This window comes from Rhodoferax saidenbachensis (genome assembly GCF_031457975.1).
In the GTDB taxonomy this organism is placed as follows: domain Bacteria; phylum Pseudomonadota; class Gammaproteobacteria; order Burkholderiales; family Burkholderiaceae_C; genus Allorhodoferax; species Allorhodoferax saidenbachensis_A.
In genome coordinates, this window is the sequence record NZ_JAVDXO010000009.1 from 169,883 (window position 1) to 183,467 (window position 13,585).

At 58.0% G+C, this 13,585-nt stretch carries 7 protein-coding genes; 5 read left to right on the forward strand and 2 right to left on the reverse strand.

All coding sequences use genetic code 11. The annotated features are described in order from the left end of the window. Both groL and groES read right to left on the reverse strand, forming a co-directional pair. On the reverse strand, positions 1-1,647 hold the full coding sequence (gene groL / locus J2X15_RS17480; RefSeq protein ID WP_310345179.1) for a chaperonin GroEL: 1,647 nt from the start codon (positions 1,645-1,647) through the stop codon (positions 1-3). A gap of 77 nt (positions 1,648-1,724) precedes the next feature. Beyond that, positions 1,725-2,018 carry a co-chaperone GroES gene (gene groES / locus J2X15_RS17485; RefSeq protein ID WP_094477374.1) on the reverse strand — a complete coding sequence of 98 codons (294 nt, stop codon included), beginning with the start codon at positions 2,016-2,018 and terminating at the stop codon, positions 1,725-1,727. A 518-nt stretch (positions 2,019-2,536) separates the two neighbouring features. Here groES and J2X15_RS17490 point away from each other — a divergent pair. Genes J2X15_RS17490 through J2X15_RS17510 form a run of 5 tightly spaced genes read left to right on the forward strand, consistent with a single transcriptional unit; the run spans position 2,537 to position 13,527 of the window. Further along, entirely contained in the window at positions 2,537-4,330 is a 1,794-nt protein-coding gene (locus tag J2X15_RS17490) for a hypothetical protein (protein ID WP_310345185.1), read from the forward strand. Next, positions 4,327-5,862 (forward strand): hypothetical protein, encoded by a 1,536-nt coding sequence (locus tag J2X15_RS17495; RefSeq protein WP_310345188.1) that lies wholly within the window; start codon positions 4,327-4,329, stop codon positions 5,860-5,862. Before J2X15_RS17490 ends, J2X15_RS17495 begins: the two co-directional genes overlap by 4 nt. Continuing rightward, entirely contained in the window at positions 5,856-11,255 is a 5,400-nt protein-coding gene (locus J2X15_RS17500) for an FtsK/SpoIIIE domain-containing protein (protein WP_310345190.1), read from the forward strand. Before J2X15_RS17495 ends, J2X15_RS17500 begins: the two co-directional genes overlap by 7 nt. Continuing rightward, positions 11,252-12,586, forward strand: coding sequence for a DUF262 domain-containing protein (locus tag J2X15_RS17505; RefSeq protein ID WP_310345191.1), 1,335 nt, complete (start codon positions 11,252-11,254; stop codon positions 12,584-12,586). Before J2X15_RS17500 ends, J2X15_RS17505 begins: the two co-directional genes overlap by 4 nt. Continuing rightward, a complete protein-coding gene (locus J2X15_RS17510) occupies positions 12,586-13,527 on the forward strand; it encodes a protein kinase domain-containing protein (RefSeq protein ID WP_310345192.1) in 942 nt (313 codons plus the stop codon). The genes J2X15_RS17505 and J2X15_RS17510 overlap by 1 nt, the downstream gene beginning before the upstream one ends. The last annotated feature ends 58 nt before the right edge of the window (positions 13,528-13,585 follow it).

Here is a 13,585-nt window from a genome sequence, read left to right on the forward strand (position 1 = left end):
TTACATGCCCATGCCGCCCATGCCGCCCATACCACCCATATCAGGCATACCGCCGCCAGCAGCGTCTTCCTTGGGGGCTTCAGCAACCATGCACTCGGTGGTGAGCATCAGGGATGCCACGGATGCCGCGTTCTGCAGCGCAGTACGTGTCACCTTGGTGGGGTCCAGGATACCCATTTCGATCATGTCGCCGTAGGTTTCGTTCGCAGCGTTGTAGCCGTAGTTGCCCTTGCCGGCCAACACAGCAGCCACCACCACGGAAGCTTCGCCGCCGCCGTTGAACACGATCTCGCGCAGGGGCGCTTCGATAGCCTTCAACACCAGCTTGATACCGGCTTCCTGGTCAGCGTTGTCGCCCTTGATGGCGCCAGCAGCTTGCTTGGCGCGCAGCAGAGCCACACCACCACCAGCCACAATGCCTTCTTCCACGGCAGCGCGGGTAGCGTGCAGAGCATCTTCCACACGGGCTTTCTTTTCCTTCATTTCGACTTCGGTGGCAGCGCCCACCTTGATCACGGCAACACCGCCAGCCAACTTGGCCACGCGCTCTTGCAGTTTTTCACGGTCGTAGTCGGAAGTCGCTTCTTCGATTTGCACGCGCACTTGCTTCACGCGGGCTTCGATGTCAGCAGCAGCGCCGGCGCCGTCGATGATGATGGTGTTTTCCTTGCCCACTTCCACGCGCTTGGCGGAACCCAGGTCAGCCAAAGTCACTTTTTCCAGGGTCAGGCCCACTTCTTCAGCGATGACCTTGCCACCGGTCAGGATGGCGATGTCTTCCAGCATGGCCTTGCGGCGGTCGCCGAAGCCAGGAGCCTTCACCGCCACCACCTTCAGGATGCCGCGGATGGTGTTCACCACCAAAGTTGCCAGGGCTTCGCCTTCGACATCTTCAGCAATGATCAGCAGGGGACGGCCAGCCTTGGCGACTTGTTCCAGGGTAGGCAGCAGGTCACGGATGTTGCTGATCTTCTTGTCGAACAACAGAACAAACGGGTTGTCCAGCAAGGCAGCTTGCTTTTCGGGGTTGTTGATGAAGTAGGGAGACAGGTAGCCGCGGTCGAATTGCATGCCTTCAACGACATCCAGTTCGTTTTGCAGGGACTTGCCGTCTTCCACGGTGATCACGCCTTCTTTGCCCACTTTGTCCATCGCGTTGGCGATGATTTCGCCAATGCTGGAGTCAGAGTTGGCGGAGATGGAACCCACTTGGGCGATCTCTTTGGACGTGGTGGTGGCCTTGGACGCCTTCTTCAGCTCGTCGATCAGGGCCGACACGGCCTTGTCGATACCGCGCTTCAGGTCCATGGGGTTCATGCCGGCGGCCACGTACTTCATGCCTTCGCGCACGATGGCTTGGGCCAGGACGGTAGCGGTTGTTGTGCCGTCGCCTGCGTTGTCAGACGTCTTGGAAGCCACTTCCTTGACCATCTGCGCGCCCATGTTTTGCAGCTTGTCTTTGAGTTCGATTTCCTTGGCCACGGACACACCGTCCTTGGTCACGGTAGGGGCGCCGAAAGAACGCTCCAGAACCACGTTACGGCCCTTGGGGCCCAGGGTCACTTTGACCGCGTTGGCCAAAATGTTCACGCCTTCAACCATGCGTGCGCGGGCTTCGCCGCCGAAAATTACGTCTTTTGCTGCCATGATAGGCTCCTAATAAAGGTTAAATGAACCGCCAGCCCGCGTGGATATTGCGCGACCAGCTATTGATTTGATAGTGATTACTTGGATTCAACGACTGCGAACAGGTCGTCTTCCTTCATGACCAACAGCTCGTCACCGTCAACCTTGACGGTCTGGCCGGAGTACTTGCCGAACAGCACGCGGTCGCCGACCTTGACGGTCAAAGCCTTGGTTTCGCCCTTGTCGTTGGTCTTGCCGGGGCCTACAGCCAGCACTTCGCCTTGGTCAGGCTTCTCTGCAGCGTTGTCGGGGATGTAGATGCCGGAGGCAGTCTTGGTTTCGCTTTCGACGCGTTTGACGATCACGCGGTCTGCCAAAGGACGCAGTTTCATGAGGAATCTCCTAGGTTTTGAAACAGAAAGGGAACAGGTGCCCACCCGGGGGTAAGCACACATGAACTTGTGGGATGGGTGCTGTTAGCACTCAACCCCAACGAGTGCTAATGATAAGGGCTTTTGGGGTGGTTTCAAGGCCACCAATGAAAACGCCATCCGAAGATGGTGTCGGTGCTGTCGAGTTTCAGCTAACGCTGTACTTTTTTCAGCCAACTCTGTAGTTAGCAGTCGCTAACTTATCGTTCTATTCGGGATTCAATGACGAAATGCGCCGCTGAGAGACAAGAATCCTCAGTCGGCAAACTCAAAAGCATTGAAGGACGCCTCTGCTTTTCAATTGCGCCTCAATGTGAGGCGCTACCATTCAGCACAAGACGAGATAGCAAACTATCCGTGTTAAGGGGGATCAGCAATTGACAGAACAAAATATAAGTACCAATGAGCCTGGGGCGCCGCCATCAAGCTCTTGGGTGCGTTTTTTGCGCACATACGGGCCTACGCCGAACAATCTGACGATGTTCGACGAATACGTGGCTGGTGCTGTGGGTAGGGCCAAGGTTCAGCCCATCGCGTTGAGCACACCGATGTTGGAGCCGATGAAAGCCCATGTTGCTTCTGGCAAGCCAGGTTCAATGCTGATTGCAGGCACGGCCGGCGACGGCAAGACTTACCACTGCCGGGCTTTATGGACATCCATGGGCGGAGACCCTCGCATGTGGGCTGCTAAGGGCAATATTAAAGAGCATCGCTTGGCCGATGGCCGCTTGGCCGTCTTCATTAAGGACCTAAGCGAGTTCAACGGCGAAGAAAGTGATGCACCCTTGGCCCGGCTTGAAAAGTCGGTGCTCGGTGGGGGCGACACAGAAATCGTTATCTTGGCCGCCAATCACGGTCAAGTTCTCGACCGTCTTCGTGACCTAGGACGCCGGCAAGGACGTAACCACCCCCTGCGCAAGCCTTTGCAGGAGTTCTTCTTGCAGGCGGGCCAGGAACCCGAGAGGCTCGCCGTCTTCGACCTAAGCCGGAGCGTGGGCCGGATGGCCTTGGAGGAAGTGGTGGCGGGGGTCGCCAAACACGCCGAATGGGAGAACTGCGCAAGATGCTCATTGAAATCGGACGGCAAGGTCTGTCCCATCTTTGAAAACCGGCAACGCCTTCTTGGAACTGGCGACAGTGCGCAACTAGGTCGTCGCCTTGGGGACCTCGTGGAAATCGCCCGGCTCAACGGCCAACACCTGCCTGTCCGAGATTTGCTCGCGTTGTGCGCCAACATGATCTTGGGGCACCGGGATGCCAAGGACGGGCTGATGTCCTGCGCGGAGGTCGCGTGGATTCAGGAGCAGGGGGTAGTGGACCGCGCGAGCGTCTACGGCAATGCGTTTGGCGCCAACTTGCCCAAGCGACGGCTGGCTGACCGCCCCGTCTTCAAGGCGATGGCGGCGTTCGGCGTAGGCGACGAGACCACCAATGGCGCCGATGGCCTGTTGGTCTATGGCAAGGACGACGTGAAGCTGGCGCCAGCATTCGCTCGCTTGATTGGCAGCGACCCGATCTATGGAGCCACTCCGAGGCTGTTGAGCGCGCAGGACAAGTATCTTGAAGGGGAGGAGGCCGCCCGCATTGACGGCGGAGCCGCTAGCTTCATGGACCTGTTGCAAGAGCAGCGGCGCAGGTTGTTCTTCACGCTGCCGCCTGGCGAGGAGGGGTATCCCTTCTGGTCCATGACGGTATTTCGCTTCGCGGGCGAATATTTGGAGATGCGCGCAGCCCTGCTCGACAAGAGGGCAGTCGCCGAGGCCGTGCGCGGCAGATTGGTGCGTGGGCTCAATCGCGTGATGACGGGCCTGCTGATCGACAACGTGGACCGCATCTTCGTCGCCAGTTCTGGCGGCTTCACTCAGTCGCGCGTCAGCGTGCTTTGCGATACCGAGGCGCCGTCGCGCCGCCTCAATGGCGTCGGCATGGCCGTCAAGCTCGAGGCCAAGACGAGTCGTCCCTCTCTGGACGTGTCTTTGGCCCAAGGCGCCGGAAATTCTGTGGCCTTTGACCTCACTCCAGTGCGCTTCGAGTTCCTCTCTCGCGTTGCCGAAGGCGCTCTTCCTGGCAGCTTCTCCAACGAGTGTTTGGAAGACATGCTGGCGTTCAAGGCCAAGCTGCTGCGCAAGGCCGAGCTCATTCGGGGCCGTAGCCAGCAGGACGACGACGAGGAGGCTGGCGCCGACATTGGCTCGCTGACTCTGAATTTCATCGATATTGAACAAGGCGGCCACGGGTTCTCTCGGCCTATCACCGTGAGGATTTCTGAATGAGGCAGCGCATTGACATTGACCGGGTCGATTTCGCTGTCGATGAGCACATTTGGGGGCACCGTCTCTATGACGAGCAATTGCCGCATTTGGCTGTGCTGGAATTTCTGGGGGTTCTGGGGTCGAATCTCGATAGTCCATTAGTGGCCACGCCAAGCGACAAAGTGCGTTATCGGCCCCAGCATCAAATTCGCCTTCGCGGCTTGCTCTTCAACAATCCTTTTGTCGAGGCGATCCGTGAGCGCTCTATCACCGACGACGAGAAGTGGCGCGAGTGGAGCGCCTTGTTTGCTCAAGACGCGACCAAGCTTGGCGACGAGGACATGGGCTACCTGCGCAAGGCGTTTTCCAGCTTCGACGACTTTGCCAAAGCAATTGAGCTGCTGCGCTCCTCGGCGTTCGAAGCTCGAAGCAACAAGCGCTGGAGCTCCAAGTTCGTTTTCCCCTTCGGTCCTGACGCGTTGTTCGAAGATTTGCGGATTGACTCGGGCGGCGCGAGCAACGACCGCCGGTTCTTCGCCCGCACGGGCGAGCTGCTTTATTTGATGCTCAGCCGCGCGGCTCGTGGGCCGGAGCTTGGGGCGCAGCTCTCGCAGCGCCTCTTCAACCGCGCCGCACCGATGAACCGGCTAGTGCGGGCCTTGCAGGGCGAGCCACAGTCGGCCTCGAATTCGCGCGATGTGGGATATCTGCCTCATGCGACCCATCCGCGCTTTGACCAGCTTTGCGAGGACTGGTTGGCAATCCTCGCCAAGGACATGCCGATCTATGACGCGTTGGAGCACTTGATTGCATCGGCGGGCCTCAATCTCCTGCTGTATTTCCTCGAGCAGGCTAAGGCGCAAGCTGGCGATGCCGAGCCAGTGGAATTCGTGTGCGAAATCGTCTCCAAGGAGCGAACCAAGGTTCGGGCGCTCTCTGGGGACAGCTACCAGCTTAACCAAGGCCTTTCGGCCAAGGCAGTTCGTGCATCCATTGAGCAAGCTAGGCTGCTGCCCGAATGGGAGTTGGCATCCAAGTCCGACTATCCAGACGCGGAGCAGGCAAGCATCATGCGTGAGCTGTTCCAGTGGCCGTCGGCAGACTCGGACGACGATGCGGACTACACGCGAATGTCAGGCGACAAGCTGATTGAGACGCTTGTGGACATGGCCATCTCGCGCCACGAGCAGCACGTCGGAAAGATTCACGCGTCGTGGTCGCGTGCCATTGGGCTTAGTTCGCGGCGCCTCGCACGGCGCACGCGATACGCGCCGAACGATCGGCTCATCAAGATGCTGGTGGTGTCCATCGTCGATGACCGGATGCAGTTCGACGAGTTCCTGGCCGAAGCCAAGCGCCGCTACGGAATCGTCATCGGCGACGCGGAAGGTTCGCGCCTTGTCGCCGACAAGAAGGTGGACCAAGAAGTGCTGAGCGAGAACCGCGCCAATCTCGAAGCGCGGCTGGTTGGGCTGGGGCTAGTGCGTCGACTTTCCGACTCCTGCTCATTCGTGGAAAACCCGTTTGGATTCAAGGGAGAAGAAATTTGCTGACCGATCGGATCATTGGGCGCGTCGGCGCCGACATCCTGGCCAAGCGCCTCAATGACGCTCGGCAGGCCGACGGTTCGACGCAGGATTCAGCGGCGTTGTTCCGCCTCGACAAACTGTCCTCTTCGCAAGTCGCTGCGGTCGCCCGCGCTGTCCTGGCCAATCACGACCTCGCCGCACGCGTCGATCTCATGATTCCAGAGGCGTTGGTCGAAGGGCAGGGCTTGCCGTCCGAGGCCCTGATTCAGCACAACGCTGGCTTTGTGCGCAATAACGCTCAGACCGCCAAGGAGGCGATCCTCACCGCCAATGGCAATGAACACAACCTGGCCGACACCTTGGGGCACGTCACCGCATTGGGAGCCAAGGAGCTGCGCGCCAACGAGGAGGCCTGGGTCGATGCCACATGCCACGTCGCCGGCATGGCGCCGGTTCCAGATGACCGGCAAGTATTCCGGTCGGCCCTCAAGGGGCTGATCTCCGCAAATGACTTGTCGCTGGTGCAGCTCGGAGACTTTTGCGCCCTCGTTACCGATGCTATGTCTTCGACGCGTGGTTTGCCAATTCGCGACGCCATCGGCTGGTCGCTGCCCAAGGTCGGGTTGCCAAGGGACACTTCGTTTTTCTCCAGCGCGAGGACCTATGGCACGTCTTACAAGCCATGGAAGAAGGCCTTCGAAAAACTCTTCGCCCATCGCGCTCCGTTGCTTCTGCGGTTGCGTCCCAACGGGCAGCCGCTGGATCCCGACGAAATGCGGCAGCGTTTGGCGGACAACGCAGCGGACATCACCGATGCCGCCCGCGTCGCGCTGGATGCTTTCATCAATGCCCCCATGGGTGACAACCAACCTGCCACCGACGTGGCGGAGTTGGAATGGGAGACCGATGGTGTTTGCCACATCTTCGACAAGCCGAAGGAAAAGCTGCAAGGCCTGGCCGAGCACACGCTGAAATTCTTCGAGCACGACTGCGAGGATGCGGAGGCTCTCGACGAGAAATGGAAGCGCCACCTTGAAGATCTCAAGGCCCGCGAAAAGCGCTCTGAATGGAACGATGACGACAAGGTCTTCTTTGAGCTGCACAGGCGCCATATTGAGCAATCCCGGCAGCTCCATGCGCGCTGGGAGAAGGCGATTTTCGGCAAGGCCATCGAATGCAATGACTTTCTCGATGGCTTCGCGGGCGTAGCTCACCACCTTTTGGCTGGTGCGGGCGACTTGGCGGGCGAACGATTCCTTCGGTTCACAGTCAACAAGGGCCGCAAAGAGTGGCGTGAGCGTTTCAACTATGACGTGGGGTCTTACTTCTCGTCAATGTATCGAGGCCTTCGGGAACTGATGGGCGCGCGGGTGGAATGGAGGGTCGAGCGCATGGGCGCTGGCAATCTGCCTGATCCACTCTTCGATTACGAAAAGTTTTTCGCCAAGGAGAAGGAGCTTCGCGGCGTGACGCTTAAACCCGTGTCATCGCTGGCTCGAAATGCGGTCCAAATCAAATTTGACGTGACGCTTGTGCAGCGCGATGGTGACCGCGAAACGATACTCGACAAGACCCAGCTCGTGTGGAGTTACCGCCCCGAGTCAATCGGGTTGGCGATGGTGTCTGATATGCGTCGCCTGCTGGAAAAGGGGGCGGTGGGTTGCACCGAGGTTCCGCGCCGATTGGTCAGCAAGAAGGGTGGCGTGCAAAGCGTCTCGCTGCTCGATACCGGCACGCTGGAGGCCACGTTCTCGCGCGATGCCGGATCGCTGGTCCCTCCGGCCAACAAGCTGCGTAGTTTGCGAGCCGAGATCAAGGATCGGATCAAGGAGCTTGCGAATGAGGGCCGACTAACCAAGGAGCAGCGCGACGAGCTCCGGGCTGCATGGGATGTGTTCGAGGCCGACTACCTCTTGGCGATGAAGGGCTTTGTGGAAACGGGTCTCCAAGGCGAAGCTGTCATGCGCCAAGCGGAGTCGTTCGCGGCGCTGCTCAATGCTCTGATGGTCCATGCTCGAGGCGACGTGTGCCGCGCCAAGCTGGTGGCCGAGGTGCTCTCAATCGGCACGGCTCGCATCTCAGGTGAGCAGCCTTCGCTCATCATTCCTCCATGGCATCCAGAGCGCATGAAGGCGCTGGCGGTCAAGACGCGCCGTGTCGCGGGTCTAGCGACCCACTTGCTCACCAGCGACAGCGTGTTGTTTGGGCACCGCGACATCTTCTTCCGGGAATTTTCCGAAGAGCTCGCTCACCCGTTCTATCCAGAGGTCGCCGTCCTGCAGCGCGGCAGTGAGCCGCTGCTTGTTTCGGAGAGCAGCACTATCAATGGATATAGCCTTTTTGAGCGCCCAATCCGAGGCGAAGAGGATGCCATGACCGATGTCGACCCAACGGCCGCAGCCAAGCAGGCGCGCGAGCTATTGGAGCGCTATATCGGCCTTCAGCCCCATGAGGCGGCCAATCTCAGCGTGTTGCTCTACAACGCGGACGCCGCGGAGCTTCCGTTGGCTACCGTCCGCGAGCTTGCCGGCCTGCAAACGGAAGATGACTTCCAATGCAATGTGTCGGTCAGGCACAGTGATCCGGCCAAGTTGCGCCGCGTCTACGCTGAATTGGTCAACAAGGCGGGCGACGATCCGGATTTGCCAGTGGTCAGCGAGACCTCCGACAACTTCATTTCCAAGCTGCGAATCGCCGTGACTCCGGCGTCGGCTACGCCAGGTCAAGACGAGGGTGGGTTCAAACCGTTCGACGTTGCGTTCCTGCATGACGTTGTGTCGCGCACGGCGGCCGAAGAATGGCTCCCGGTGGACTGGACCAACGACCGACCCAGTTTGGAACACGCCCCCTCTAGATGGTCATATCGCAGCGTATCTGGTGAGAATGAGCTCAAGTCCACTACGTTCTTGACGTGCCCGTGGCAGACGGCGTCAGGGTGGGCATATGTTGGCGCGGTGCACGCCGTGCATCGTCAAATCGATGTGCCCTTGGGTGCTCGATTTTTGCCAGCGCGCCGCATCTCTTTGCAGCACGAGGCCTTGGCTTCGACCATGAACGACGCGCATGCTTTGGCTGAATGGGTCGCCACCTACGACGAACTGCTTGATAAGCGCCAGTTGCAACACAACGGCATCACAGTCGTTCGATATCGACGCGCATCCACCAATGGACGCAACATGATTGTGAGTTCAACTTCCGAGCTGCGGTTGCTGGGCGTTCTGCTTCGAAGGCGCCTCGGCGAGCTGAGCTTGTCGCTCAGCGCTGACGAGCTGGATGCGGTCGCTGCGCGGATGAAGAAGGACGCCCTGTCGGTATCTGGCGACATCGTCCTGCGAGCCGCCAAGCGTGGCGTGTCCGCGGGCGAAATGCTCGGCCTTGTCCTTAGCCGTCATTTGGTCTCTGAGGAGTTCATCTCCCAAGCCGCAGTCGGCCGGTCATTCGGCGTATTTTTCTTGCTTGACGACTATGCAGATTGGTTGGCGCAGCGCGAAAGCCGAATCGCCGACATCTTGGCTCTTTGTGTTGAAGAGGTCGATGATCGGATTCGGCTGCGCATCTCTGTGGTCGAGTCCAAATACGTTGTTGCCGATGGCGCTGCGGAGGCGCGGCGCTCCTCGAAGGCGCAGCTCATGGCGACGCTGACCACCTTCCGAGCGGCTCTGTTTGGCGACCCAGGCCGTCTTGATCGTGATGTTTGGCTCTCGCGTCTGGCCGATTTGTTGATCGATGCTGAAATTCCACCTGGCCTCTCAGGCCTCTTGGAACGGGCTCGGGCGAAGCTGCGCGAAGGCGACGTGGACATTGGGCTGCGAGGTTATTCACATGTCTTCATTCATTCGGCTGAGGCGGGCCAAGCCCAATCTGCATCCGAACAGATCGAGATCGACAACGTAGACGGCGTTCAAGCTTGGCAGGAGGTTTTTGACCGTCAGGAGCTGCGCAAACTGGTGGAGGCCTACGCGGCCGGAGCCGGGGCAACAGATGCCAGGGCTTTGTTGGGCGGCGCGGAGCCGTGGAAATCGGTCGCGTTCAGCCGTCCCGCCGCGCGTGTCGCATGGCATGCGATGCTGGAACAGATTGGCCAGCAGTCGGATCAAGCGCAAGAAGTGATGGTGTCGGTTGAACCCATTCAACCAGCCTCGGCAAGCCATCCGGTGGCTGCGCCCGCCGATTCAACGCATGCAACTTCATCCGAGGTTGTGGCTCCGACTTCTGTGGCACAGGTGGGGGTCCACCTTTCAGCTTTGATAGCCGCTAAGCAGGTTGGTTTGTCTGTGGCGGATGATGAGCGGGAGGCTTGGGCTCAGGAGACCACCAAGAAGCTCAAAACTGCCCTGAACAGCTACGGATTGCAGGCCGCTGTCCTCGGTACGCGCATGACGCCAAATGGCTGCTTGGTCCGGCTGGCAGGCTCCGATCGACTCAGGGTCGAAGATATCGAAGCCAAGCGCACGCAACTGCTGACCACTCATGCCATCAATCTGGTGACGGTGCAGCCCAAGCCCGGTGAGATCGTTGTGACGATTGCGGGCATCAAGAGGCAGGCGGTTTCGCTTTGGGACTTGTGGGCCAAGCGGCAGCTCAATCGAAACGTTGCCGGCATCAACACTTCGTTTGTCCTTGGGCTCCAGGAGATCAATGGCTCATTGCTCTACCTGAATCTAGGTGGCGAGTTCGGCGGATTGTCCTCACACGAACCGCATTCGCTTGTGGCAGGTGCAACGGGCAGCGGCAAGTCGGTCTTGATTCAAGCGATCCTATTGGACATCGCAGCGACCAATCCGCAAGAGCTGGCCCAGATCATTCTCATCGATCCGAAGATGGGGGTGGACTACGCCGCGTTGGAGGACTTGCCACATATGCGTGAGGCCATCATCACAACCAAGGAGCGCTCGAAGGAGGTGTTGGAGGCTCTGGTCCAAGAGATGGAGAACCGCTACCGGGCTTTTGCCCAAGCGCGCGCGCGTGACTTGGCAACATTCAATGCGAAGGCGGCTCCAGAGGCTCGGCTGCCTATGGTGTTCCTAATCCATGACGAGTTTGCCGATTGGATGCTGGACGATGCTTACAAGGGCGCGGTAGGCGCCGCAGTGCAGCGGCTCGGTGTGAAAGCGCGGGCTGCAGGCATTCACTTGATCTTCGCAGCCCAGCGACCGGACAAGGATGTGATGCCGATGCAGTTGCGCGAGAACTTGGGCAACCGCCTGATTCTGAAAGTCGCCAGCGAAGCCACATCCAAGATCGCGCTTGACCGGCCGGGAGCCGAGTTGCTGCTTGGTCGCGGACACATGGCCGCCAAGCTCAATGGCGAGCAGGGCCTTGTATTCGCGCAAGCGCCATTTCTGTCAGATGACGACATCGCGCTGGCGGTGCAGGCAATAGCATCGGACAACAAAGAAAGTCCTGGTGCGGCATGAACAAGAAATGGCGCGCATCTACGCATGCAATTTCAGATATTCGCGACTGGAATCGGCAATCGATTTTGATTCTTCAACCTGACTATCAGCGCAAGGAAGTTTGGGGCGATGCCGCGAAGATGATGTTGATCGACAGCATCCTCAATGGTATTCCGATGCCGAAGATATTCGTGTCCTCAACGATAAAAGATGGGAAGACGGTGAGGACCGTTATCGATGGGCAGCAGCGGATAACAACCATTCTTGCTTTCCTTGCGGACGGTTTCCCACTTGCGGCCCCTTATTCCGGGGAGTTTGTTGGCAAGCGTTTTTCCGAGCTTCACCAAAACGTTCAAGAAGAGGTCTTGTCTTATGACATCGACTTCAACGAGGCAAAGGGCTTGTCAGACGATGAGCTTCGAGAGGTCTACTCTCGAATTAACAAATACTTCGTGGCTCTCAACAAGCAGGAGCTGCGCAGGGCGGACTATCCAGGAGATTTCCTGGATGTCGCCGACGACTTGGCTAATCTTGAATTTTTCGACGATTGCGGAATTTTTACCGCAACGGCTCGGCGCAGGTCGCTGGATGTCGAATATGTGTCGGAGCTATTGGCCGGTCTTCTGATGGGGATTACAGACCGCAAAGATGCGATTGATGTTTGCTGCAAGGAATATCGACATTGGGAACACGAGGCCAAGCGAGCTGTGTTTGTGGAATTCACAAACGTGTTGTCGGACATTGAAAAATTATTCAGTTCGGGAGTTCAGATAAAGAAGACTCGCTGGAAGCAAAAGGCTGACTTCTACTCCCTGTTCTTCGCGATTCGGTCCCTACGCGGGGAGGGGCTGGTGTTGCCTGACGATTTGACGCAACTGCGTGGAGACCTCTCCATTTTGAATCAAGGGATTGCGCCAACGTCCGATGTGCCAATTTTCAGCAAATATGCTGTCTATTGTGTGTCTCAAGCGAACTCTGCATCGAGTCGAAATTGGAGAACTTACTTCTTGACGGCGATTCTGCGAGGGACCTACGCAGGAACAATTGCGAATCTCGATCAGAGGCAAATCGTTATGGAGATTGCATCCGACATCAGGTTTGCAGTTGACAGCAACGCGGATGGTGACGGTTGCCCGCCAGTGAATGAGTTTGTTTGCCCCGCATGCGGTGTGCGGGAAAGCTCCGCGGACCTAGCAGCATCGGTCTTGTTTTGGGAGCAAGGGACTCGCGCCTTTCAGATATCAAATGCCAAATGGGCGCATGCCTCGTGCCTTGAAAAATTGGGCGCAGTGGAAATGATCAAGGGCGCTGACTTCGTCGATTTGGATGGCGAAGGCAGTCTGGAGGAGTGATGGCTGGTCTTGCAAATGCCCAAGGGAAGACTGTTATTCTTGCTCGTGGGCAGACGTTTTACTCCATTCTCGACACTCTGACTGGTGACGACGGGCGAACCTATATCGTCGGTGAGCACATCAATTCTGGTGGAAATGCGGTGGTTCACGCTTGCTACGACAGGTCAACAGGTGAAGGTTATGCTGTTAAATTTCAAGTTGAATTGAGGAATCGCAGACGAGAGCGGTTCGAGAGGGAAATACAGTTGCTTAGGGAGCTGGATGATCCCCACATCATTTCATTTGTGGCGAGTGGAAAAGTTCACGGGACGAGGATGGTGAAGCAGAATCACCTTCGTGGCCGGCCACTGCAGGCCGGGAATCATGCGGATGAAATCCCTTTCGTGGTTCTTTCGCTTGCCGCCTCAAGTTTGGCTGAGACTGCTCGCAGTCCCAACCAAATTCCAAACGCCACTTACCTAGGACAGTTTATTGGCCTGGCTCGTGCATTGGCAAAAATCAATTGCAAGGCTCTGCACCGAGATATCAAGCCAGAGAACATTCTCGTGGTCGGTGAGACGTGGGCCATCAGTGACTTTGGACTGTGCGACTTGACCGTAGGTGGAGTTGATTTGTCTGCGGACAACGAACGGATTGGGCCTGCATTCTGGATGTCGCCTGAGGCATTGAACAAACAGCTCGGCTGCGGAGATTTGATGGGCGAAGGCTCGGATGTCTTCCAGTTGGCCAGTGTGTTTTGGTATGTGGCGTGCGGCCGTCATCCGACGGGCATTGTTCGACGGGATGATTGGAAAGGCCCAGAACACCTATATCCAGTCATCGAGAGGGCTTTGTTCCACACAAAGGAAGACCGCTTCACGAGCAGTGAGGCATTCAAAGATGCTTTGATCGAGGCGATCGGACGCTCAAACGGAAGTGTGCAGGCAGCCAATCCACCTTGATGCGGCATTGCTAAACAGTGTCTCGGTCGAGGAGAGCGAGTCGAAAATTTAGCGACTT